21 protein-coding genes are annotated in these 23,262 nt (G+C 30.3%); 6 read left to right on the top strand and 15 right to left on the bottom strand.

The window, feature by feature from the left end:
• Positions 1 to 8: 8 nt before the first annotated feature.
• From BM072_RS08660 to BM072_RS08640, 5 genes are all read right to left on the bottom strand, one after another.
• Positions 9 to 527, bottom strand: a complete 519-nt coding sequence (locus tag BM072_RS08660) for a hypothetical protein (protein ID WP_092908275.1) — start codon at positions 525 to 527, stop codon at positions 9 to 11.
• A gap of 37 nt (positions 528 to 564) precedes the next feature.
• Complete coding sequence (locus tag BM072_RS08655; protein ID WP_092908274.1) at positions 565 to 1,077, bottom strand: hypothetical protein; 513 nt, start codon at positions 1,075 to 1,077, stop codon at positions 565 to 567.
• Between the two features lie 78 nt (positions 1,078 to 1,155).
• Positions 1,156 to 2,595: an MBL fold metallo-hydrolase gene (locus tag BM072_RS08650; RefSeq protein ID WP_092908273.1), complete on the bottom strand. Its 1,440-nt coding sequence runs from the start codon at positions 2,593 to 2,595 to the stop codon at positions 1,156 to 1,158.
• Between the two features lie 137 nt (positions 2,596 to 2,732).
• The gene (locus BM072_RS08645; protein ID WP_092908272.1) at positions 2,733 to 3,320 is read right to left on the bottom strand and encodes a methyltransferase domain-containing protein; all 588 of its coding nucleotides are present in this window, start codon (positions 3,318 to 3,320) and stop codon (positions 2,733 to 2,735) included.
• A gap of 3 nt (positions 3,321 to 3,323) precedes the next feature.
• Positions 3,324 to 4,130 carry a sulfite exporter TauE/SafE family protein gene (locus tag BM072_RS08640; RefSeq protein WP_092908271.1) on the bottom strand — a complete coding sequence of 269 codons (807 nt, stop codon included), beginning with the start codon at positions 4,128 to 4,130 and terminating at the stop codon, positions 3,324 to 3,326.
• A gap of 222 nt (positions 4,131 to 4,352) precedes the next feature.
• Here BM072_RS08640 and BM072_RS08635 point away from each other — a divergent pair, with 222 nt between their 5' ends.
• Complete coding sequence (locus BM072_RS08635; RefSeq protein WP_092908270.1) at positions 4,353 to 5,675, top strand: M16 family metallopeptidase; 1,323 nt, start codon at positions 4,353 to 4,355, stop codon at positions 5,673 to 5,675.
• Between the two features lie 14 nt (positions 5,676 to 5,689).
• Positions 5,690 to 7,735, top strand: coding sequence for a M16 family metallopeptidase (locus BM072_RS08630; protein ID WP_092908269.1), 2,046 nt, complete (start codon positions 5,690 to 5,692; stop codon positions 7,733 to 7,735).
• A 420-nt stretch (positions 7,736 to 8,155) separates the two neighbouring features.
• Here the strand turns inward: BM072_RS08630 and BM072_RS08625 are convergent, their stop codons facing one another.
• Positions 8,156 to 11,437, bottom strand: a complete 3,282-nt coding sequence (locus BM072_RS08625; RefSeq protein WP_092908268.1) for a cytochrome c biogenesis protein — start codon at positions 11,435 to 11,437, stop codon at positions 8,156 to 8,158.
• Between the two features lie 270 nt (positions 11,438 to 11,707).
• On the opposite strand from BM072_RS08625, the gene BM072_RS08620 reads away from it, so the two are divergent.
• The 3 genes from BM072_RS08620 to BM072_RS08610 all read left to right on the top strand — a co-directional run bounded on the left by BM072_RS08620 (position 11,708) and on the right by BM072_RS08610 (position 13,942).
• Positions 11,708 to 12,139, top strand: a complete 432-nt coding sequence (locus BM072_RS08620) for a CC0125/CC1285 family lipoprotein (protein WP_092908267.1) — start codon at positions 11,708 to 11,710, stop codon at positions 12,137 to 12,139.
• Positions 12,140 to 12,228: 89 nt separating this feature from the next.
• Positions 12,229 to 13,485, top strand: a complete 1,257-nt coding sequence (locus tag BM072_RS08615) for a Y-family DNA polymerase (protein WP_092908266.1) — start codon at positions 12,229 to 12,231, stop codon at positions 13,483 to 13,485.
• 7 nt (positions 13,486 to 13,492) lie between these two features.
• Entirely contained in the window at positions 13,493 to 13,942 is a 450-nt protein-coding gene (locus tag BM072_RS08610) for a LexA family protein (RefSeq protein ID WP_092908421.1), read from the top strand.
• A gap of 191 nt (positions 13,943 to 14,133) precedes the next feature.
• Here BM072_RS08610 and trxB read toward each other — a convergent pair whose 3' ends face one another.
• Positions 14,134 to 15,081, bottom strand: coding sequence for a thioredoxin-disulfide reductase (gene trxB / locus BM072_RS08605; RefSeq protein ID WP_092908265.1), 948 nt, complete (start codon positions 15,079 to 15,081; stop codon positions 14,134 to 14,136).
• A 61-nt stretch (positions 15,082 to 15,142) separates the two neighbouring features.
• Positions 15,143 to 16,153, bottom strand: coding sequence for a DNA polymerase III subunit delta (gene holA, locus BM072_RS08600; RefSeq protein WP_092908264.1), 1,011 nt, complete (start codon positions 16,151 to 16,153; stop codon positions 15,143 to 15,145).
• A gap of 3 nt (positions 16,154 to 16,156) precedes the next feature.
• On the opposite strand from holA, the gene BM072_RS08595 reads away from it, so the two are divergent.
• Positions 16,157 to 16,606, top strand: coding sequence for a type I restriction enzyme HsdR N-terminal domain-containing protein (locus BM072_RS08595; RefSeq protein WP_092908263.1), 450 nt, complete (start codon positions 16,157 to 16,159; stop codon positions 16,604 to 16,606).
• A 70-nt stretch (positions 16,607 to 16,676) separates the two neighbouring features.
• Here BM072_RS08595 and BM072_RS08590 read toward each other — a convergent pair whose 3' ends face one another.
• The 7 genes from BM072_RS08590 to BM072_RS15485 all read right to left on the bottom strand — a co-directional run bounded on the left by BM072_RS08590 (position 16,677) and on the right by BM072_RS15485 (position 23,118).
• The gene (locus BM072_RS08590) at positions 16,677 to 17,312 is read right to left on the bottom strand and encodes a carbonic anhydrase family protein (RefSeq protein ID WP_092908262.1); all 636 of its coding nucleotides are present in this window, start codon (positions 17,310 to 17,312) and stop codon (positions 16,677 to 16,679) included.
• A gap of 47 nt (positions 17,313 to 17,359) precedes the next feature.
• Positions 17,360 to 18,904: a SulP family inorganic anion transporter gene (locus BM072_RS08585; protein WP_092908261.1), complete on the bottom strand. Its 1,545-nt coding sequence runs from the start codon at positions 18,902 to 18,904 to the stop codon at positions 17,360 to 17,362.
• Positions 18,905 to 19,003: 99 nt separating this feature from the next.
• Positions 19,004 to 19,366, bottom strand: a complete 363-nt coding sequence (locus tag BM072_RS08580) for a hypothetical protein (RefSeq protein WP_125112852.1) — start codon at positions 19,364 to 19,366, stop codon at positions 19,004 to 19,006.
• A 273-nt stretch (positions 19,367 to 19,639) separates the two neighbouring features.
• Complete coding sequence (locus BM072_RS08575) at positions 19,640 to 20,389, bottom strand: hypothetical protein (protein ID WP_092908259.1); 750 nt, start codon at positions 20,387 to 20,389, stop codon at positions 19,640 to 19,642.
• 1 nt (position 20,390) lies between these two features.
• Entirely contained in the window at positions 20,391 to 21,128 is a 738-nt protein-coding gene (locus tag BM072_RS08570; RefSeq protein WP_143080483.1) for a hypothetical protein, read from the bottom strand.
• A gap of 18 nt (positions 21,129 to 21,146) precedes the next feature.
• Positions 21,147 to 21,890, bottom strand: coding sequence for a hypothetical protein (locus BM072_RS08565; protein ID WP_092908257.1), 744 nt, complete (start codon positions 21,888 to 21,890; stop codon positions 21,147 to 21,149).
• 400 nt (positions 21,891 to 22,290) lie between these two features.
• The gene (locus BM072_RS15485; protein ID WP_177190288.1) at positions 22,291 to 23,118 is read right to left on the bottom strand and encodes a hypothetical protein; all 828 of its coding nucleotides are present in this window, start codon (positions 23,116 to 23,118) and stop codon (positions 22,291 to 22,293) included.
• Positions 23,119 to 23,262 lie beyond the last annotated feature (144 nt).

Below are 23,262 nucleotides of genomic sequence, written 5' to 3'. Positions count from 1 at the left end.
GTTTTGTGTTATTGAGGAAGATCAATATTGTTTATAATATAATCTGTATTTTCTTTCGATTTTTCAAGAAAATCTTCATTTCCAAAATTTACAACTTGATAAATAAAATTCTTTGATTTAAAAATATTGAATTGTAAATAAATCGTCGATTCTAATTCTTCATTGTAATAACTAATTTGTTTTTGAAGTGTTTCTCGTCCTTTTTTATTCTTATATAATTTTGATGCAAAAGATTTAAACTTAGGATTACTCGAATAATTTTCAATGGATATATCCATATAAGATTCTAAATTATCCGAAACATTTCCGGCTTTTAACTCATCAAGATTCTCTGTAATAACAAATCCGTAAGACTCAGTTTCTTCATTTCCCCATTGCACACTTGCAAAATCATTTGTACCAATTGTGCGTTCGTATCCAGCAGGTAAATTTATAGTGAAAGGTTCTGCACCAATTATTGCAGATTGAGCATTTACGGTACTTGCAAAAGTAAAAGCGATTGCAAAAGCAAAGAATATATTTTTCATAAAATTTTTAGTTACTTTTTAAAGATAAAGGATATTATTAATCTAATTTAAAACTATTAACGATTGTTACAAAATCATTTTTCATGATGTCTTTATTCTCTAAACTACAATATTGTAAAATTTGATAAATAAAAGATTTTGTTTCTATAACGGTTTGTAGAAAATAGATATTTCCCGATTCTGGATCATTCGTTTCAAATTCTGCATACGCATAATTAAACCCTTTTTGGTACGAAATATAAGGTTGTTTGATGTATTTAAAACCTTGTTTTTCGGTATATGGTTCGATAGAATTTAATGTATAATCGATCATATCCAAATGCGCTTCGGCTAATTTTAATTCATCTTTGTGTTCAAAAATTACAAAACCGTACGAATTTGGTTTCGGAGAAAGACTTTCGAACTGAATTGTAGCATAATCATTTAATCCAATTGTGCGCTGAAAACCTTTTGGTATAGAAAGTGTAAAAGCCTCTGCACCACGTATTTTCTGTTGAGAAAAAGACGAAATGCAACTAAAAAGAGCAACAATTATAATTAAATTTTTCATTGAATGAATTTAGTTAACGAAGATAAAAAAAGCCTTGACTTAATCAAGGCTATAACGTTATTTATTGTTTAAAATTGTTTATGACTTTGAACATGAGTTAGAATCTAATGAACAAGGAGAAATTCCTTCTACAATTTTAATTCCTTCAACCTCTTTTATTTTTCCAAATCCACCAGCAACATCAATTAAATTCTCGAATCCACGTGCTCTTAAAATAGACGTAAAAATCATCGAACGATATCCGCCTGCACAATGTACCAAATAAGTTTCTTCTGGATCAATTAATTTCATTGATTCATTAATAAAATCTAATGGCGCTGTAATTGCACCTTCTACATGAGATGTAGAAAATTCTCCTGGTTTACGAACATCTAAAACTTTCAATTCTGTTTCGTCAATTAATTCTGCAAATTCTTCTGGAGAAACCGATACAATTTCGTCAAAATCTTTCTCAGTATCTAACCAAGTCTGAAAACCACCTTTCAAAAATCCAATTGTATTGTCATATCCAACACGCGCTAAACGAGTAATTGCTTCGTCTTCGCCACCATCTTCTGCAACAATTAAAATTGGTTGTTTAATATCTGTAATCAATGTCCCAACCCAAGGTGCAAATTGCCCTTTTATTCCGATATTGATTGAGTTTGGAATAAAACCAGCTGCAAAAGTTTGCGGATCACGAACATCTAAAATTAATGCACCAGTTTCATCTGCAACTTGTACAAATTCGTCTGGCGTTAATGCTTTTTTAGCACGTTTTTTTACATCATCCAAAGACTCTGCACCCATTTTATTAATCATTACATTTTCTGGAAAATAGAATGGAGGAGGCATTAATCCTGAAGTTAATTCAGTAATAAATTCCTCTTTTGTTAACGCAGGATTTAACGCATAATTTACTTCTTTTTGATGACCTAAAGAATCAAAAGTTTCTTTACTCATATTTTTTCCACAAGCCGAACCCGCACCATGCGCAGGATAAACCGTAATATCATCAGCCAAAGGCATAATTTTAGTACGTAAAGAGTCAAATAAATAACCCGCTAACATTTCTTGTGTTAAATTTGAATCTAATTTTTGAGCCAAATCTGGACGACCAACATCACCAATAAATAGTGTGTCACCAGTAAAAATTGCAACATCTTTTCCGTTTTCATCTTTCAATAAATACGTCGTACTTTCCATGGTATGACCAGGCGTATGCAAAGCTGTAATTGTGATATTTCCTAACGCAAAAACCTCACCATCAGTTGCAATATGCGCGTTGAAATCTGGTTGAGCAGTTGGTCCGTAAATAATTGTAGCACCAGTTTTTTCTGCTAAATCTACATGTCCCGAAACAAAATCTGCATGAAAATGCGTCTCAAAAATATATTTTATTTTCGCATTATCCTTTGTTGCTTGTTCGATATATGATTTTGTTTCTCTAAGAGGGTCAATAATAGCAACTTCGCCATTACTTTCTATATAATATGCACCTTGCGCTAGGCAACCAGTGTAGATTTGTTCAATTTTCATATGAATAAATTTAGTGTGTAAAAATACAAATAATAAAATTTAGAATTTTCTATGTAAGATGAATTCTAATATTTTTCTTCTATTTAAAATCAAATAAGATTGATAGTTAGGTGGAATAAGCTGAATGATATCATTGCTTATTTTGGTTTCTTTTTTAGGTTGATAAACAATTCATTTTCTGCTCTTGGAGGAATAGAATTGTAGCATTTTTCCATTACTTTAAAGTCAAAATAGTCATTAAAGTAAGTTTCATATTCGGTTTTATTTCCGCCAAAAGGTGGAAAATCATTTCCGAAATCTCGGTTAAACATTACGCCAACTAATTTTCCATCTTTTGCAAGAAGTTGATTTACTTTTATACTATAATCTTGTCTTAAATTGGGTGGTAATGCACAGAAAAAAGTTTGTTCTAAAATCAAATCAAACTGTCCGTCTAATTCAAAAAAATCTTGATGAATAACTTTTATATTCGGATTATTTTTAAATTTTTGGTTGATTTTTTCAACCACAACTTCCGAAATATCAACCAAAGTAATTGCTGTAAAACCTTGTTCTAATAAATATTCAGCCTCGTAAGCGTTTCCACAACCAGGTATTAGAATTTTGATGTTTTTATTTTGAATTTGATCAATATATTCTTTCAATGGAGTAGAAGGAGATTTTAAATCCCAGCCAGTTTCATTGTTAGTGTATTTATCGTTCCAAAAATCTGCGTTAATTTCCATAAACTATTGAATTATAAATTCTTCTATAAACATAAAAATTGCCATTAAGATGATGAAAAAAGCAAAACTTTTTTTAAGGAATTGTACGGGTAAATATTTATTAATAAATGTTCCGACTAAAATTCCGACCATCGAAATTCCGATAAAAACACTTAGAAAACTCCAATCAATTTTTAGATGTAAAGCGTCGCCAATTAAAAAACCAATTAGCGAATTAATTGCGATGATAACCAAAGAGGTTGCCGAAGCTTTTTTCATGTCTAATTTTGCAACCATCATCAATGCAGGAACAATTAAAAATCCGCCGCCTGCGCCAACCATACCTGTTAAACTACCAATTAAAAAACCTTGAATAATAAGAACAGGATTTGGTTTTTCGTTATCAAAATTGTCTTGATTTTCTTCTTTTTTACCTTTTAACATAGAAATTGCTGCAAAAACCATTAAAAAAGCAAAAAGACCAAACATTGCCATTCGGCGTGTTACATTAAACGTACCAATATGAAATAAAGTAGAAGGAAGTGCGGGAATAAGAAATGCTCTGACCAATGTAATTCCGATAACGGCTGGTAAACCAAATTGTAGAACAACTTTCCAATCCACCATATTTTTTGCGGCTTGTCTTATTCCTCCAATTAAACCCGTAGAACCGACAATACAAAGTGAATATGCGGTTGCAACTTTTTCGTCGTAATGGAAGATATAGGCCAGAATTGGAACGGCTAAAATAGATCCACCACCTCCAAGGATCCCCATAATGAGACCAATGAAAAAAGCACCTACAAAACCAAAAAATTCGATAATATCCATTATTCACTCGATTTTTACAAATCTATATCAAAAAGTAAAACATTGCCTATTGAAATATTCTCAAATAATGATGTATATTAATGGAAATGCCTACTAAATCAATAGACGAATTATTATTACTAATTGTTTTTAAAATTATTTTGTAAAGTTGGTGTAACAATTTTGTTAAATCTGCTACTAATGTTACATACTAAAAAAATGGTTAACTATAAAAACTACTAAATGAAGAAACTTTTTATGTCTCTATTATTTGCAGGATCAGCATTATTTGGTCAGCAAATAAAATTTGATGAGTATACTTTACCAAACGGATTGCATGTAATCCTTCATCAAGATAATTCAGCTCCTGTGGTTACAACAGGTGTTATGTATCATGTTGGATCGAAAGATGAGCAAGTTGGAAAAACTGGTTTCGCTCACTTTTTTGAGCATTTATTGTTTGAAGGAACAGAAAATATCAAACGTGGCGAATGGTTTAAGATTGTTTCTTCTCATGGAGGATCTAACAATGCCAACACAACAACAGATCGTACATATTATTACGAAACTTTTCCGTCAAATAATTTAGAATTAGGATTGTGGATGGAATCTGATCGTTTGCGTCAGCCAGTTATCAATCAAATTGGTGTAGATACTCAAAAAGAAGTTGTAAAAGAGGAAAAAAGATCTCGTTTAGACAATCAACCTTATGGTAGATTTTCTTATGGTGAAGCTATCAATCCACACGTTTTCAAAAAACATCCTTATCGTTGGAGTGTTATTGGATCATTTGAGGATTTAAGTAATGCTAAATTAGAAGATTTTAAACATTTCAGTAAAACATTTTATGTTCCAAATAATGCAGTTTTAGTAGTTGCAGGAGATTTTAGAACAGATGAAGCAAAGAAATTAATTGAGAAATATTTTGGTGTTATACCAAAAGGAAAAGATGTCGTAAAAACGGTTGTAAAAGAAGATCCAATTACAAAAGAAATTCGTGCAACAGAATATGATTCAAATATTCAGATTCCATTATTAGCAATTAATTATCGTACGGCAGATAACAAATCAAAAGATGCGTATGCATTAGAAATGTTATCAAATTATTTAACTGGAGGTAAAAGTTCTGTTTTATATAAAAAGTATGTAGACGAGAAAAAAGAAGCATTACAAATTTTTGCTTTTAATCGTCAAATGGAAGATTATGGAATTTATTCGATTGGTGTTTTACCACAAGGAGATGTTCCGTTAGATAAATTAGAAAATGATTTACAACAAGATATAGAGAAAGTACAAACAGATTTAATTTCGGAAGAAGATTACCAAAAAATCTTAAATACAATCGAAAATGATTTTGTTGCTTCAAAATCAGGCGTTCAAAATATAGCGCATGCTTTGGCAGATGCTTATATGTTGGGAGGAAATACAAATAATATCAACGAAGAATTAAAAATCTATCAATCGGTTTCGAGAGAAGATATTCGCAACGTTGCTAAAAAGTATTTAAACAAAAACCAACGTGTAATTGTTAACTATTTACCAGAATCTAAAAAAGCAGCAAAATAAAAAACGACCGAATTATGAAAACAAAGATATTATCGCTTGCCATTGCATTTATGGCAGTTAGCATACAAGCTCAAGTTACGATTCCTATGCCAAAATCTGGTCCAGCACCAACAGTTAACATTGGAAAATCGAACGAATTTAAATTAAAAAATGGATTAACAGTAATTGTTGTAGAAAATCACAAATTACCACGTGTTTCGGCAACTTTAACAATAGACAATCCGCCATTCGCTTTAGGAACTAAAAAAGGTGCAGAATCTTTATTAAGCGAAATGTTAGGAACAGGTACAAAAACAAAATCAAAAGACGATTTTAATAAACGTATCGAGTTTTTAGGTGCAAGTGTTAATTTTTGGGAAGAAGGCGCAAGCGCAAGTTCTTTAACAAAATACTTTAACGAGATTTTTGGATATATGGCTGATGGAGCTTTAAATCCGAATTTTACAGAGAAAGAATTTGATGCAGTTAAAAAACGCTACATCGAAGGTTTAAAATCGAATGAAAAATCGGTTGAAGCTGCTGCTGCTCGTGTAACAAATCTTTTGGTTTATGGTCAAAATAATCCATTTTCAGAATATGACACGCCTGCTCAGATTGAGAAAATAACATTGGATGATGTAAAAAATTATTACAATACATATTACAAACCAAATAATGCTTATTTAATTGTTGTTGGAGATATTTCGACAAGCGAGGTTAAAAAGTTAGCAGAAAAGAATTTTAATAACTGGGAAACTGGAAAATTAACTATCGCTGCTTTTCCAAAAATTACAGAAGTTTCTAAAACAGAGTTAGATATCATTAATATGCCAAATGCTGTACAATCTGTTGTAACAGTGGCTTATCCAGTTAATTTAACTAAAAATGATCCTGATTTTTATGCGGCACAAGTTGCCTCTACAATTTTAGGAGGAGATTTCAATTCAAAATTAAATATGAATCTTCGTGAAGCGCATGGTTGGACATACGGTGCACGTGGAGGCGTTTCTGATTCTCGTTACATAGGTCGTTTTTCTACAAATGCAACAGTACGTAATGAGGTAACTGATTCTGCAGTTGTTGAGACTTTGAAAGAGATAAAAGGAATGACGTTAACTAAAATTGATAAACAAGCTTTAGAAGATGTGAAAGCAAAATTCTTAGGTAACTTTATCTTGACTTTAGAGCGTCCAGAAACTGTCGCTAATCAAGCTTTAACAAAGAAAACGAACAAATTATCGGATAACTTTTATGCAGATTATATCAAAAATATAAATGCAGTTACAGTGGATGATGTTTTACGAGTTTCTAAAAAATATTTCCGTCCAGAACAAGCAAAAATTATCGTAACAGGTAAAACGACAGAAATTGCACCAGGATTAGAAAAATTAGGTTTTCCTGTAACATATTACGATTCTTATGGTAATAAAATAGAAAAACCTGTAATTGAAGCTAAAACAACAAATGTTACAGTTACACAAATTGCAGACAATTATTTAAAAGCAATTGGTGGTGCCGATAAAGTAAAAGCAGTAAAAACACTTTTACAAAAAGGTAAAATTGAAACAATGGGAATGAGTGGAGATTATACGGCTAAAGCTGCTGCACCAAATAAAACGGTGACAGAATTCACGATTATGGGAATGACAATTAAACAAGTTTTTGATGGTCAAAAAGGATTTATGTCGCAAGCTGGTCAAAAAATGGATTTGCCTGCAGATATGACTGCGCCTTTAGGTAAAACAAATTCATTGTTTGTCCCATTATCAGAAGGTTATAAAACTGCAAAAGTTGACGGAATTGTTTCTGAAAATGGTGTAGAATATTATAAAGTTGTAGCTTCGGATATTTCTCGTACAGATTATTATGATGTAAAAACTGGTTTATTAATGAAAACGGAGCAAAAACAAAAAACACCTCAAGGTGATGTTGTTGCAACAACTCTTCATAAATCATACAAAGCTTTTGATGGGATATTAATTCCAACAGAAGTACTTGCAGAAACTGGTCCGCAGACGATAAAAGTAACAATATCTTCGGCAGAAGTAAACAAAAATGTTTCGGACGCTGATTTTAAATAAGAATAATTCTTTTTAAATATTTTTCAAAAAAAGAGCAACTCTGTAATGGAGTTGCTTTTTTTGTTTTATAAATATCTTTCACTTTATTTAATTTCAAAATCATTTATGCTAGTAAATCATTGTTATCAAATATAGTCATCAAACTTCCATATACTCGAAACCATTCTCTATTTTATCTTGAAGTTCATATTCAAAACAAATGGCAATTCTATTTTCAGAATGTATTCAATCTGGTTTTTTAAAGTTTATAATTTCTTCTTGATCATCTATAAATAAATTTCGATGCTTTAGTTTTCGGATAATTAATATTAACGCAATTGTTTATAAATTTTAATAGAACACGTTTAAATTAAATATAAACTTAATAAAAAAAGGTCTAAACAATGTTTAGACCTTTTTTGTATGATATGAATTGAATATTTATTTTGTTTTATAAATTTTCTTTTGAAAGTACCACGCTCCAAAGCTTAAAAGTAACATACCAACTGCTGTTGCAGGAACCCAAAATGGAATTGGAATTGGATCTCCGGCTGCATAAGAGTGTAATCCAGATAAGTAATAGTTAACGCCAAAATACGTCATTACTACAGTCCAAATTGCCCACATAGCAGCAACATTAAAAGCAAATTTACCTCTCAATCCTGGTACCAAACGCATGTGTAATACAATTGCATAAACAATTACAGATACAAATGCCCATGTTTCTTTTGGATCCCAAGACCAATAACGTCCCCAAGATTCATTTGCCCACATACCTCCTAAAAATGTACCAACGGCTAATAAATAAATACCAATTGTTAATGACATTTCTGATACATAAGCCATTTCTTTCAGCGATATTTCAATCTTTTTGTTCGGTTTAATCATCATAATAATTAATGAGAAAACACCTAAAATTGCGCTCAAACCAAAGAAACCATACGATGATACAATAATAGCAACGTGTACAATTAACCAATACGATTTAAGAACGGGTACTAATGGTGTAATTTGTGGATCTAACATAGAACCTCCGTGTGCAAATCCCATCATAATAACAGCAACCATGGCTCCTGTTGTTGGAATAAAAGCATTTCGGTTACGGTACAATGCTAAACCAGCCAATACACTAATCCACGATATAAATACAATGGCTTCGTATCCGTTTGACCAAGGCGCATGTCCTGTTAAATACCAACGAACACCCAAACCAGCTGCTTGCATTACAAAGATAATTCCAAGTAAAACTAAACAAACATTGATGATACGATGTAAAACTTTACTGTCTGAAAATAATTGAATGAAAGCTAAAATCATTAAAATTCCACCAACTACAGAATAAGCAATCATTACATAGAAGAAAACGTTGAATTTATTGTACAACACCTCAATCTCAACTTTTGTTGGAGAAGGAACCACGTTTTTTCCCCATTTGTGTTGGTATTTATCTATATAATCTACAGCATTATCTGCTGGCGTCCAATCACCATTTTCGATACCTTTTGATACCATGTTAAAATAAACACTTATCATACCAAGCGCCATCGTGTCAATTTCGACAGGATTTTCTTTTGTCTGATAAATCCAAGATGTCCAACGTTCTGATGGATCATTTTGAACCGGAATTATTTTTAATTGATATCCTTTTGCTGTTTGATCTAAAATATTGAAACGTTCTGTTACTTTAATAACTTCTTCATCAAATTTTGAACGTTCTGATGGTTTTCTCGAAAAGGCTTCGTTATAAGCTTTATCTAATTTGAAACGAGTTGTTTTTGGATCGATCAAATTCATTAAAGATGTGTAACCTTCTTCGTTTGCGCTTGTAATTTTTGCTAAACGTTCTCCACCTTTTTCACCAACTTCAATCATTGGTGCATTTACCCAATAAGCAGGATCTAATTGCAAAGAAATAAACCATTTATCTGCAGATAATCCATGAAATTTATCCTTTTTATAAACTTTTCTAAGGATTTCTAAAGATTGTGTATTAATTGGTTTAATACGTCCTTCGATATCTTGTATTAATAGATGTCCAAATTTCTCAGCGTGTTCGTCTGGAATTTTAACATTTTTAGCTAATTCATCTCCATCAGACATTTTTGTAGAAAAACCTGCAATATGTTCAGACGAATGCGCTTTATCTTTATCTGTAGAAGCTTCTATTTTTTGATGTCCACTTTTTCCTCCGTCAGTTGTACTTGGATGTTGCGCAAAAGCTAATCCAGAAAGTAAAAAGAATGGAAGTAAAATTGTTGTTTTCTTAGTGTGTAAACCTTTCATTAATGAGTTTACTTGCATAAAACGAGTTCCTTTCCAAAATAATGAAACAAACATTCCTCCAAATAACATAAAATAACCTAAATAAGTAATATTAGTTCCCCACCAATCTTGGTTAACAGATAAAATTGTACCATCTTCTGTTGGAAAATAACTTGATTGAAAGAAACGATAACCTTTATAATCCATTACATTATTCATATAAATATGGTGTTTATTTTCTTTTCCTTCATCGATAACTGTAATATTAGATTCGAATGATGATGGATTTGATGAACCTGGATAACGGTCTAAAACAAAATCATCTAAACGAATACTAAACGGCGTTTTAATTAATTTAGAACCATAACCTAACGAAATATTCATTCCATCAATAGTTACATCTGCCGTATAATTTGTTTGTCCTTTACCACCTACAATAGTTACTGTATCGCGTTTATCGCCAACAATAATTTCGGCACGAATTGCACCTGGTAAGTTTTTTTCTTCGGCTTTAAATTTAGAACCTTGACGATAAAGTACTTCACCTTTAAAAGCAGGATTTGGAACTACAAATTGCGCTCCGTTAATTGTATATAACGAACGTAATTTAAGTGCCGCAGGTACATTAAACTCTAATTTACCAGCACCTTCTTGCAATTTCTGAATATCGGTAACTTGACCAACTTGTTGCCCCGCCATTTGTACATATTCAGCTTCAAAAGGAGATTTTATAACTAAATTTTCTCCTGAACCAGAAATTTGTACCGTTCCGTCCATTGGACGATTATAAGTAACCAAAGTACCGTTGATACTTTTAACTTCACCATTTCTGATGAAGACAGATTTACGACCTTCTTGACCAACTGTAACCAATTCTAAAACATCAATTCCGTTTGGTTTACGAATAATTGTATCTAAAGCGTGAGGTACGTAATCAAATGTTTTTAACTGAATGACTTTATCTTTGAATTGATATTCTCCTTCAAAATGTCTGTAAAATAGTGCGTTTGTACTATCTTTTCGATCAAAATAAGTCATGTTATATTGATGATTGTCGTATGCTAAACGTTGCGTGCCATCATCAACCATCATTTTAAAATAGGATTTGTACGACGTAATTTCGTTACTTGTAGCACCTTCAGCAATTGGCATTTCTCCTTCAAAACTGATGTAACGTGTAATTCCACCTCCAATAAAAATGAATAGGAAAGCTAGGTGAAAAACCAATAAGGGCAGTTTTTCTTTTGACCATAATCGGTAACGTTTGATGTTCATCAAAAAGAGAACAATCAACCAAACCATTAATACCTCAAACCACTTTGCTTCGTAAATAACAGCTTTTGCAGTTGCTGTATCGTAGTCATTTTCGATGAAAGTAGCGTAACCCATCGATATTGCGTAAATAAAAAGCAAGACCGACATGGTTCTGGTAGAAAATAAAAATTTTTCTAATTTATTCATTACTTATAATTGAGCTACAAAAATAGGCGAGTTATTCTGATAAAGCATTAAAACTTAAATGATTTTTGTTAGAAATACTATGTTAATACATTGTTAAATAAGAACGTTTTATTTGTTTGTAAATGGATTGATAAAGAGCTTAATAAGTTAGATTTAGAGTTTAATTAACTTGATAAAGAGATTTCTTTTTAAGAAAATATTTAGAAATTATAAATAATAGTAGGTTGAGGTATAACTTTTGTTAATGAATCTTAATCAATTTTAAATATTATGAAAAAAGGAATACAATTTTTATTTGCTATCGCGATTTTAGTTTCTGTAGCAAGTTGTAACAATAGCAAAGCTGTTGCTTACCAAAAAGACAATGGTAGTGGTGGATACACAGAAGAAAAAGTTTCAAATGATACATATACAATTGGTTTTGATGGAAATGAGTATAATAAAAAAGACAAAACCTATGATTATGCTTTATTGAGAGCAGCAGAATTAGGACAAAAAAATGGCTTTGATTATTTTGCAATTTTGAGTACTGTAAACGATAAAGTTCTTGAAAAAAGTAACAGTTATACAAAATTAGACAACAATGATACGTGGTTAAAAATTAAATATTTTAAGAAAGATAGACCAATAAAATACCAAACCGTTTACGAACCAAGCGTTGTAATAAAGGATTTACATAAAAAATATAAGATTAAAAATTAATCATTAACCACTCAATCGAGTGGTTTTTTATTTTTAAATTAACATTTACAACGACACCTTGTAGCGTTTAATCTTCTCAAATTTGTAACATGTTTGCATTGATAGATTGTAATAATTTTTACGCAAGTTGTCACCGCGTTTTCGAGCCAAAGTTAATCAATCAACCAATTGTTGTATTGTCTAATAATGATGGTTGTGTTATTTCGCGCTCTAGCGAAGCTAAAATTATTGGTGTACCAATGGGCGCGCCAGCACATAAGTTTCAAGCTTTTTTTGAAAAAAATAAAGTACATGTATTTTCTTCTAATTATCAATTATATGCAGATATGAGTAATCGTGTGATGAATATTTTGAGCAATTATTCGCCTAATCAAGAAATTTATTCGGTTGATGAATGTTTCTTAAAATTAGATGGTTTTGAGCGATATGATCTTTTAAAATATGGAGAAGAAATTCGGTCAAGAGTTTATCAATTTACCAAATTACCCGTTTGCGTAGGAATTGCGCCATCTAAAGCACTTGCAAAACTTGCTAATCATATCGCGAAAAAATTTCCGAAACATCACAATGGCGTTTATATTATTAAGACAGAAGAACAAATACACAAAGCTTTAAAATGGGTTGATATTGAAGATATTTGGGGAATTGGCCGACGTTTTTCTAGAAGATTACGAATGATTGGCGTTAACAAAGCAATAGATTTTGTGAATTTAGCAGACGATTACATTAGAAAAGAATTTTCTGTTGTTGGTTTACGTTTAAAGAAAGAATTGTTAGGAAAATCTGTACTCGATTTAGATACAATTTCGCCTAAAAAAAGCATTGCAACAACAAGAAGTTTTGAAAAATATACCAACGATTTTGAGTATGTAAAAGAACGTGTTTCTACATTTGCAGTAAGTTGTGCAGAAAAATTGCGCAAACAAAATTCGTCTTGTAATTTACTCACACTTTTTATTCAGACCAATAATTTTGATAAAGATAAACCGCAGTATTTTAGATCTATATCCGTTAATTTACCGTATCAATCTAACTCAAGTATAACTTTATCCAAGTTTGCAATAAAAGCATTCGAGCAGATTTACAAAGAAGGTTATCAGTATAAAAAAGCTGGTATTATTGTATCTGGATTAGTTTCTTCGGATCAAAAACAATTATCACTTTTTGAAGAAGAAAATATTCGTCATCCAAATTTAATGAAAGCAATGGATGGTTTGAATAAAAAATTTGGCGCGGCAAAAGTTAAATTAGCTTCGCAAGATTTAGAACGTACTTGGAAAATGCGGCAAGAGCGTTTATCGCCTTGTTATACCACAAAATGGAAAGATTTATTGATTGTCTATTAAATTAAAAATGATGAAAATACAGCGCAAAGAGCTAAATATACATGCCATAAAATTGAACGGTGAAAAACATTATGTTTCTAATTATGGTTTTGTAAATGCAGGATTTCCTTCGCCAGCAGAAGATTTTATAGATGATAAAATTAGCTTGGACGAACGTTATTTAACGCATCCCGAATCTACTTTTTTGATTGTAGTAGGAGGAGATTCGATGCATCCGTATTATCAAAAAAATGACGTATTAATCATTCGAACAGATTTAACGCCGATGCATAATGATGATATTATTGTGTCGGTAAATAAAACAGATTATACGCTGAAACGATTTGATAAACTAAATAATAAATTGGTTGCACTAAATCCAAAATACAATGATTGTGTACAAGTAAAAGAAGATGACGATGTATTAATTTTAGGTGTTGTAGCCGTTTTGGTACGAGAAAAATGTAATCGGATTTAAGTGTTTTAATTTTAGTTATAGAAAGGTTTTATTATAAATTTTAATTAAAAAATTATTTACTATCTCTTATAGTATATTGTTTAAAATATTAAATTTATAATAGAATAAAAAATTATATTAATCAATAAAATCAAAAAAAGCAGTACAATTATAAAAATGTACTGCTTTTTGTATAAATAAAAGTTATTTTTTTAGACTTCTTCAAAAAATTCTGCAACATAACGTTCAGCATCTAAAGCAGCAGAACATCCAGAACCAGCAGCAGTAATTGCTTGTCTGTAAACAGAATCTTGTACATCACCTGCAGCAAATACACCAGGAATATTTGTGTTATATGCACGATTTTGAGTAATTAAATACCCTGTTTCGTCCATATCTAATTTACCTTTAAATAAATCAGTATTTGGTTTGTGACCAATTGCGATAAAAACTCCATCTACAATTAATTCACTTTCTACATTTGTTAAGTTATTGATGATTTTTGCTTTCTCAACAACATTATTTCCTTCTAAACCAAGTAATTCGTGGTTGTATAAAACCTCTAAATTTGGTGTATGTTCAACACGATGTTGCATCGCTTTAGAAGCTTTCATTTCATCTTTACGAACCAATAAATACACTTTATTACAAAGTTTTGATAAATATGTAGCTTCTTCTGCAGCAGTATCTCCACCACCAACAACAGCTACATCTTTACCACGATAAAAGAAACCATCGCAAGTTGCACAAGCCGAAACTCCGCTACCAGCATACTTTTTCTCGTCATCTAAACCTAAATATTTTGCAGTTGCACCAGTACAAATAATGATAGATTTTGCTTGATATTCAGCAGTATTAGATTTCAAAGTATGTACATCACCTTCTTTTTCTCCAAAAGTAATTTCAGTTACATATTCATATTTTATTTCAGTTCCGAAACGTTCAGCTTGTTTTTGTAAATCAGCCATCATTTCAGGACCAGTAACAGCTTCTGGATAACCTGGGAAATTCTCAACTTCAGTCGTTGTTGTTAATTGTCCACCTGGCTCCATTCCTGTTAAAATCAATGGATTCATGTTTGCGCGTGCAGCGTAAATTGCAGCTGTATATCCTGCAGGTCCAGAACCAATGATGATGACATCTCTAACGTTATTTTCCATTGTGAGTTTTATTTTTTACAAATTTAGTTAATCTTATTTAGTTTGTCTTGTTTACGAATTATTATAGATTGATAATCTTATAAATTAATTCGATTAATAATTGGCTAGGCGTAACATTACCAGTTGTGCCAACACCTTTTCCTTTCAAATCATATTCGCGAATAATAGAAATCATTCGTGTTGCTTTTTTCAAAGGATAATTATTTGCCGCATTTAGCATTCCTTGCACAAAGAACGGGTTTATTCCCAATACTTTTGCCAAGTTTTGTTTTGATTTATCTGCTGTAATATGAATTTGAATGATATTTGTAAACAGATTAAAAATTGTGGTAATTGATACAACGTAGGGATTATCTTTCGGATTTTTCTCAAAATATTTGATAATCGTAAATGCTTTTTCGATGTTTCTAGTTTCGATGGCATTTCTCAATTCAAAAACATTATAATCTTTACTAATTCCGATGTGTTGCTCGATATGATCTTCGGTAATTGTTTTATCGTTTCCTGCAATTGTAAATAATTTTTCTAATTCATTATTCAATCGCGATAAATCTGCACCAACATGTTGCGTTAATAAAAACTTTGCTTTTTGTTCAATTTTAAATTGATGAGTTGCTACTTTTTGCTCAATCCAAGCAGGAATTTCACTTTCGTAAATGCGTTTAAATTCGTGATAATAACCTTTTTCATTCAGAACCTTGTAGATTTTTTTACGTTTATCTAACGAATTTCCTTTGTAATTGATGACCAAAACAGTAGAATCTTGTACTTGATTCGCGTACATTTCTAACTGTTCTATCGTTCGGCTAAGATGTTGTGCTTCTTTTACAATAACCACAGCTTTGTCCGCACCCATGGGAAACTGACGCGCCATAGAAATTAATTGTCCAACTTCTATATCTTGTCCGTAAACAATTGTTTGGTTAAAACCTTTTTCTTCCTCTGTCAACACATTGGCTTCTAGCAAATCTGTAATCTGATCGATAAAAAAAGGTTCGTCGCCAGCTAAGAAGTAAATCGGTTTAAAATTTTTGTTTTTTATATCTTTGACTAAAGATTCTACAGGACTCATATAATGACTGAATTAGTACAATTAAATTTTCCCGAAAATTACCAAATAAGATTGAAACAAGCCCAAGATAAATTGTATATCTTTTGCTTGATTCGAAAAAATTGGATGATTTATACGCCCGAGGAGTGGGTGAGACAACATGTCTTGAAATTTTTGATGGACGATTTAGGTTATTCTTCATCAGCAATTGCATTAGAAGTACCAATTCCGATAAATGGAATGCGAAAACGTGCGGATATTGTTGTTTATCAACAAGAAAAACCATTGATAATGGTTGAATGTAAAGCGACAAATGTTCCAATTTCTCAAGCTACTTTCGATCAAATTGCGCGTTACAATATTGTGTTAGGAAGCCAATTTTTGATGGTTACAAATGGTTTAAATCATTTTTATTGTGTGATGAATTTCGAAGAAAAACGTTATCATTTTTTGAAGGAATTACCGAGAAAATAAAAAAATCCACTCAAAATTTTGAGTGGATTTTACATTGATAAAAATCTTTATTTAAAAGGTTATATTATTTTTAAGACCAAGTTACAACACCTGTTTCTACATTATAATTTGCACCTACAATTTTAATTTTACCCTCACTTTCCAAAGCATTTAATGTTGGGCTTTGATTACGAATATCTGCTATTGTTTGTTTAACGTTTTGATGATTTAATCTTTCTAATAAATCTGCATTTTTAGAAGAACGATCCTCACCATCTTTGATAATTTCATCGATAATTGGATTGAAATGATCAACTAAATGGCTAAGATTATTCATTCCTGTTGTGCGAATAGCGTCAGAATCTAATCCACCTTTTAAAGCTCCACATTTAGAGTGTCCTAAAACAACAATCAATTTAGAACCAGCTACATTACAACCAAATTCCATAGAGCCTAAAATATCTTGATTTACAAAGTTTCCTGCAATTCTTACACTAAAAATATCACCTAAACCTTGATCAAAAATAAGCTCGGCAGATGTGCGGCTATCAATACAACTTAATACGACAGCAAAAGGCCATTGTCCTTCTTTTGTATCGTTTACTTGTGATAGTAAATCTCTATTGGCTTTCAGATTTTGGACAAATCTTAAGTTACCTTGTTTTAATATTTCGAATGCTTTTTCTGGATTTATATTTGCTTGTGTTGTTGACGATTGTGTTTTCATTTTATATTGTATTTATTTTTAAAAAAATAGATTTAATTTGAGTTTGATTAATGTGCTCCTGCGACTAAAACGTATCCAAAAAATTCTCTAAAAGATTCTGGATTATCAACCGTTCCGCGTTCAGAAATTAATCGAATGTTGATGTTATTATTTTTTGCTTTTACTTTAAATTCATCCAGATATTCAATAATATCATAATCTAAAATCTTGGTTTTACGAACATCTAATTCTAAGTTAGATCCTGGCTCTAAACCATCTAATTCTTTTACAATTGCACCACGGTTAACAAAAGTTACTTCTTCGGCAAAATTCATGTGAAATACATTTCCGTCTTTTACCAACATTACGTGCGAGTTGTTGTACGATTTGATTAAAGAAACCACAACACCAACCACTAAACCGATGATGATACCTTTTAACAAATCTGTTGCTAAAATTGCAATAACAGTAACCGCGAAAGGAATTAATTGATCTTTTCCTAACTTTTTCATGTCCAAAAATTGTTTTGGATTTCCTAATTTGTATCCAATAACCAATAAAACTGAAGCTAAAACTGCATTCGGAATTAAGTTAAGAAACATCGGAATTGAAATAACACTAACTAATAACAATATACCATGTGTTATTGTAGATAATTTAGAAACACCTCCGCTCATCGCATTTGCAGACGAACGTACAATTACTTGTGTTACAGGTAAACCACCAATAAAACCTGCGAATGTATTACCAATACCTTGCGCAATTAACTCACGATTTGTAGGCGTTTGACGTTTTAATGGATCTAATTTATCTGTTGCTTCTACTGATAATAAAGATTCTAATGATGCAACAATTGCAATTGTAAAGGCAACTTGCCAAACCAATGGATTTGTTAATCCTGAAGCAAAATCAGGAAAAGTAAATTGTCCAATAAAATCGGTAACACTAGTTGGTACGGGAACTTTTACCAATAAATTTTCGTCAATTGCAAACACATCATGGTTTGTTCCACCAATTGTAACTTGGTAAATAATACCAACTAAAACGGCAACTAAAGAACCTGGTAATAACTTGAAAAAGTTAGATTTTTTGGCTAAAATATTATCCCAAAAAATTAAGATAAATAATGAAATGATTGTAATTACAATGGCTCCACTAGAAATATTGCTAATATCAAAACTACTCAAAGAGAATTCTCCCGTGTAACCTAATGCTAATGGAATTTGTTTTAAAAAGATAGAAATACCAATGGCACAAAGCATTCCTTTGATAACAGATGAAGGAAAATAATAACCAATAACACCGGCTTTTAGTATTCCTAATAATATCTGAAAAATACCTGCAATAACTACAGCTACAAGAAATAATTCGTATGCGCCTAAATCTGTAATTGCATTCAATACAATAACAACTAAACCTGCTGCTGGTCCCGAAACACCAATTGGCGATTTAGAAATTAATCCAACAACAATTCCACCAACAATACCGGCAATAATACCAGAAAAAACAGGCGCTCCACTAGCTAACGCAACACCTAAACATAAAGGTAATGCAACGAAAAAGACAACAATACTCGCTGGTATGTCCTTTTTCCAATTTTGAAAAAGATTCATAAAGAATTTTAAATGATTTATTTAACACTAAAAAATAATAACTAAACAATCCTTATTCCAAATATGGAAGGATGAGTTTAATAAATGATTAAATTGAGCTTAAATAAATTCGGGAGGCGGTGTAGTTACCCCATTATTTGTTGAGGTATAATCGTCCGAATGATAATAGTTAGAAAAAGATTTTTGTTTTGCATCAAAAAAAGTAAATAAATTAATTTGATGAAAATATTGAATCTTTTCTGTGATTTCTTTCGAAGAATTGTTTTTTTGATTGTTTTCTTCTTCAGTAGAAGTTTGAGAGAATAAAGCTTTCGAATCCTTTTTATCCGAATCATGGTTAGCTTTTTCTTCTAATTTTATAGTATAATCAATATACCCAGCAAGCCCTTGAAGGTTCGTACTGAACATCAAAAGCATCGAGAAAAATATTCCGACAATATGTTTTACTAGGTAGTTATTCATTCACGACAAAAATATAGGTTTAATTTTAAATAGAAAACAGTGAGACGCTTTTTTAATAAAAATTTAATATTTTATTTAAAAAAAGCCTAATAAAATATTAAAAGAGAGAAGATAGATAAAGCGTTTGTAAATAGAAAGTTTACAGTTTTTGCATGTATTAAGTTTAGAAAAAGAGATAAAACAAGATTATAAATAGTTAATAATTATAAAAGCTTAACTAAATAGTTTAGTTAAGCTTTATAAATTTTATTAATCTACTTTTAATTTATCTTATTAAGGAAGTTCAGTATATGAGATAGAAAGAAATGATGGACCTTGATACCAAGAAGAATTCCCTGATGATGCTACAATCTGAATATAATTTCCTTTTTCTAGAATAAAATAATTTGATACAACAGCAGAATAATTATAGTTAGAATTGTCCTTATATACAATTCCTTGTCCTGTATATGAATTAGGACCTGCAAATATAAATAAAGCTAAATTTGCTGATGGATTTGGTTTGTCATTGCTACTTCTCATATCTATAGTGTCAATACCAGCAGTTACTAAATAAACTCCTTTTTTTGATACAGTAAATCTATTATTTGTTGAATTCCAAACACCAAAAGTTGCATCCAATGATGAATTTAATATTGGAAATTTAATTGTTGGTGAAATATCAATAGATACTTTGGTTGTTGAAGTTACATCATTTTGAGCACTTAATATTTGAACAGTTGCTCCCTTTGGAAGACTTTGCCAAATAGGAGGAGAGTCCTCGCCTTGGGAAACTAAATAAAGAGAATTTTTTCCTGGATCACCATTAGGCATTAATGCTTTAGTAAAGTCAATGTCTCCATTGTTTTGAACTGATAATAATTTATTATTATTAGAATTAGTTGATTGAAAAATTATATCATTTTGAAGGGTAGTTTTTGATATTACTTCTAATGCAGCAGTTGGAGTATCTGTATTAATACCTACTTGAGAATAGGTAATGGAGTTAATACTTAAAAGTACTAGTATATATATATGTTTCATTTTAATTGGTTTTAGGAGAATAGTTAATATTAATAGCACTATAATTATATTTCCATGCAGTTGTCATATTTACTGTTATATATATATCTACTCCTTTTGCTAAATATCGAGTAACTTTTCCCGTATAATCAACAGAAGTATTACTATCAATAATATTAGATCCCCAAAACAATTGTTTAGCACTTCCCATATGTATTGTTAATATTCCTTTTCTATTTGTTGTAGAAGCTGAAGTGTTAGCGTTTATGTTTACTAATACTTCATATATACCATCCTTTTTAGTTGTATATTTTAATGTTGTAGTATTCCAAGTTCCTATTTCAGAGCTGTTAACTAATGGTGTGTTTGTTGTAAAATTAATTAATTTTTCACTGTCAGCATTTACTTGTGAAGATTCATTAGTATTGACTGCATTATAACCAATGGTTACATATTTATATACTACTGTTTGATTAGCATCAACCCAAATTGGGCTCTCATTTACTCCTCTCGATTCTAATAGATAACCATCAGTACCTGCATTTCCATTACTTTTTAATGCACCTTTAAAGTATACATTTCCATTATTGTCAATATTTGAGACTTCTTCATTTGCTCCATTTTTTAATTTTAATGTATAATTACTATTACTTTTTGGTACAATATCTAACATTGCTGACGGATATTCAGTACCGATTCCTACCTGACTAAAAATTATAATAGGGAATAATATGGTTATAAAATATAATACTTTTTTCATTTTTTTCATTTTTTAATATTATATACTTTCTGCAAATCTTAAATGAAAAACAGCACTACCTAGTTTCCATGATGCAGGACTATATGCTTCAAACCAAATCTTATCACCTTTTTTTAATAAAAGTGTAATTTCTGCATTAGAATTTTCAAAATATACGGTAGGATTAGAAGCACCTGATTGAGTTGTTGCTGAATTTATTTGTGTAGTTTTATTATTCGTTTTAATTCTTAGCTTTGATTGATCAGTATTCAAAATAGTACCACTAGACATTTCTAAAGCAACAGATATGTAATAAATACCTTCTTTAGATACTGTAAATTCATTATTACTCCACGAACCCATAGTAGGATCAAGAGGAATCATTATTTGTTGAATTCTAATTTTATTCCATGTTTTGGCAGTATAGTTTCCATTATCATTATATTGTTGAACATTAAAAATGTCATATAACTGTTTGCTATTCTCAGGCAAAATACTTTTCCAGACAGGCGCATTGTTTGCACCTTTTGAGAAAAGATATTCTCCTGTTTTTCCTGCACTAGAATTTGGTATTAAAGCTCCATTAAATTCAAAGTTTCCATTATCATATACTGCTATAATCTGATTATTATTTGCATTGTTTATTTCTAAGTTTTTTGATGAGCTAGTATTAGAGTTGGATACAACTTCTAAAGTGGCTCGAGGATTTTTTGTGTTTATTCCGACTTGACAATAAACTTTACAGCTAATGAGAATAATTAAAAAGGATGTTTTACAATTCATGGATTATATATTATATTGGTTAGTATAAATTTGATTTTGATTTAAAATGACACTCAACAGTATGTACTGTATAGATTTTTTTTCTATTTAGTATTCAATTGTTTAAGAGAAATTAAAAATGTTTGTCAAATGTATATACCATCTTTTAATTTTAAAATAAATCACCTATCACACAGGTATCTCATTTGTCTAAATTGTTGTATGTTAGATTTTTGTAAAACACATAATGGAATGGAATGTAGTTTTATACCATTATGTATTTCTATTAATTATTCTTTTTTTAAGTTGTAATTGGTAGCCTATTAAAATGATTTTTAGATAATATTCAATTTTAATAGAAGGAAGATTTGTGAGAAGGAGTAAAATAAGAATGAAAAGAATTATAGTGATATGAATGATCTTATTTAAGATCTCTCATCCATTTATTTAAATCTTCATTAGAATTAATTTTATACTTATTTCTTAATCTATTCTTTCTTATTTGGACAGCTCTCGGTGTTACAAAAGTATATTCAGCAATATCTTTTGAAGAGAAATTTAAATATAGCATAGCACAAAATATAATTTCTGAATTTTTAATATGTGAATCTTGTTTTTTTAATGTGTTTATAAAGTCAGGATAAACGTCAGTAAATAATACTAAAAATTCAGGCGAATTTTTTTTAGCTAATTCAAATAATCTTTCTAAGCTATTATCGTCAATTTTTTCATGTAAATCATGAATTATATTCTCATTCTTAGAAATAATTTCTCGTTTATTTTTTAGTCTAATTTTATATAGTTTTACTCTTCTTAAATTAAACAGTAAATAACCTATTCCAAGCAATAAAATTATTATTCCAATATATGTGTATATATCTTTTTGATGCTTTATTTTATCTTTTTCTGAATCTATAAGATATTCTAATACTTTTGAAGATAAAACGGCATTGTTATTATCATAAGTATTTTTTAATTCTGTAAATTGATTATAATGTTGGGTATATTTTTCTATATTATTTTTTTTATATAAAGAAGCTAAAGTATAGTGTAATTCTTGGGATTCTTTAGGTATATTTAAATCAATTGTATTTTTTAAAGCCTTTTCATAATGAAAGATAGCTTTAATGCTATCTCCAATTTTGATAAAATATTCCCCATAAATTTGATCAGTACTATAGGTATAAGGAATTTTATATTTCTTAATTAGTTCCTCAGATTTATTTAAATATATAACAGAACTATCCAATTTATTTTTAAGTAAAAAAATTCTTCCTAATTGATTATACAGACTAACATGGATATGCAAACAAAAATAGGAGTATTAGTTAAGCTACATTTTTATAACTAATTTTTTGTTGATTAAATTCTTCAATCGTTTTATAATTTAAGG

Origin of the sequence: Algoriella xinjiangensis, from assembly GCF_900115015.1 — a bacterium.
Taxonomy (GTDB): Bacteria; Bacteroidota; Bacteroidia; order Flavobacteriales; family Weeksellaceae; genus Empedobacter; species Empedobacter xinjiangensis.
The sequence above is the reverse complement of the archived record's forward strand: the minus strand, read 5'-3'. Positions and strand labels throughout refer to the sequence as shown.

Excerpts from the sequence above, each read along its gene's own strand:
- BM072_RS08660 (WP_092908275.1), bottom strand. The coding sequence starts at position 527 with ATGAAAAATATATTCTTTGCTTTTGCAATCGCTTTTACTTTTGCAAGT.
- BM072_RS08655 (WP_092908274.1), bottom strand. The coding sequence starts at position 1,077 with ATGAAAAATTTAATTATAATTGTTGCTCTTTTTAGTTGCATTTCGTCT.
- BM072_RS08650 (WP_092908273.1), bottom strand. The coding sequence starts at position 2,595 with ATGAAAATTGAACAAATCTACACTGGTTGCCTAGCGCAAGGTGCATAT.
- BM072_RS08645 (WP_092908272.1), bottom strand. The coding sequence starts at position 3,320 with ATGGAAATTAACGCAGATTTTTGGAACGATAAATACACTAACAATGAA.
- BM072_RS08640 (WP_092908271.1), bottom strand. The coding sequence starts at position 4,130 with ATGGATATTATCGAATTTTTTGGTTTTGTAGGTGCTTTTTTCATTGGT.
- BM072_RS08635 (WP_092908270.1), top strand. The coding sequence starts at position 4,353 with ATGAAGAAACTTTTTATGTCTCTATTATTTGCAGGATCAGCATTATTT.
- BM072_RS08630 (WP_092908269.1), top strand. The coding sequence starts at position 5,690 with ATGAAAACAAAGATATTATCGCTTGCCATTGCATTTATGGCAGTTAGC.
- BM072_RS08625 (WP_092908268.1), bottom strand. The coding sequence starts at position 11,437 with ATGAATAAATTAGAAAAATTTTTATTTTCTACCAGAACCATGTCGGTC.
- BM072_RS08620 (WP_092908267.1), top strand. The coding sequence starts at position 11,708 with ATGAAAAAAGGAATACAATTTTTATTTGCTATCGCGATTTTAGTTTCT.
- BM072_RS08615 (WP_092908266.1), top strand. The coding sequence starts at position 12,229 with ATGTTTGCATTGATAGATTGTAATAATTTTTACGCAAGTTGTCACCGC.
- BM072_RS08610 (WP_092908421.1), top strand. The coding sequence starts at position 13,493 with ATGATGAAAATACAGCGCAAAGAGCTAAATATACATGCCATAAAATTG.
- trxB (WP_092908265.1), bottom strand. The coding sequence starts at position 15,081 with ATGGAAAATAACGTTAGAGATGTCATCATCATTGGTTCTGGACCTGCA.
- holA (WP_092908264.1), bottom strand. The coding sequence starts at position 16,153 with ATGAGTCCTGTAGAATCTTTAGTCAAAGATATAAAAAACAAAAATTTT.
- BM072_RS08595 (WP_092908263.1), top strand. The coding sequence starts at position 16,157 with ATGACTGAATTAGTACAATTAAATTTTCCCGAAAATTACCAAATAAGA.
- BM072_RS08590 (WP_092908262.1), bottom strand. The coding sequence starts at position 17,312 with ATGAAAACACAATCGTCAACAACACAAGCAAATATAAATCCAGAAAAA.
- BM072_RS08585 (WP_092908261.1), bottom strand. The coding sequence starts at position 18,904 with ATGAATCTTTTTCAAAATTGGAAAAAGGACATACCAGCGAGTATTGTT.
- BM072_RS08580 (WP_125112852.1), bottom strand. The coding sequence starts at position 19,366 with ATGAATAACTACCTAGTAAAACATATTGTCGGAATATTTTTCTCGATG.
- BM072_RS08575 (WP_092908259.1), bottom strand. The coding sequence starts at position 20,389 with ATGAAACATATATATATACTAGTACTTTTAAGTATTAACTCCATTACC.
- BM072_RS08570 (WP_143080483.1), bottom strand. The coding sequence starts at position 21,128 with ATGAAAAAAGTATTATATTTTATAACCATATTATTCCCTATTATAATT.
- BM072_RS08565 (WP_092908257.1), bottom strand. The coding sequence starts at position 21,890 with ATGAATTGTAAAACATCCTTTTTAATTATTCTCATTAGCTGTAAAGTT.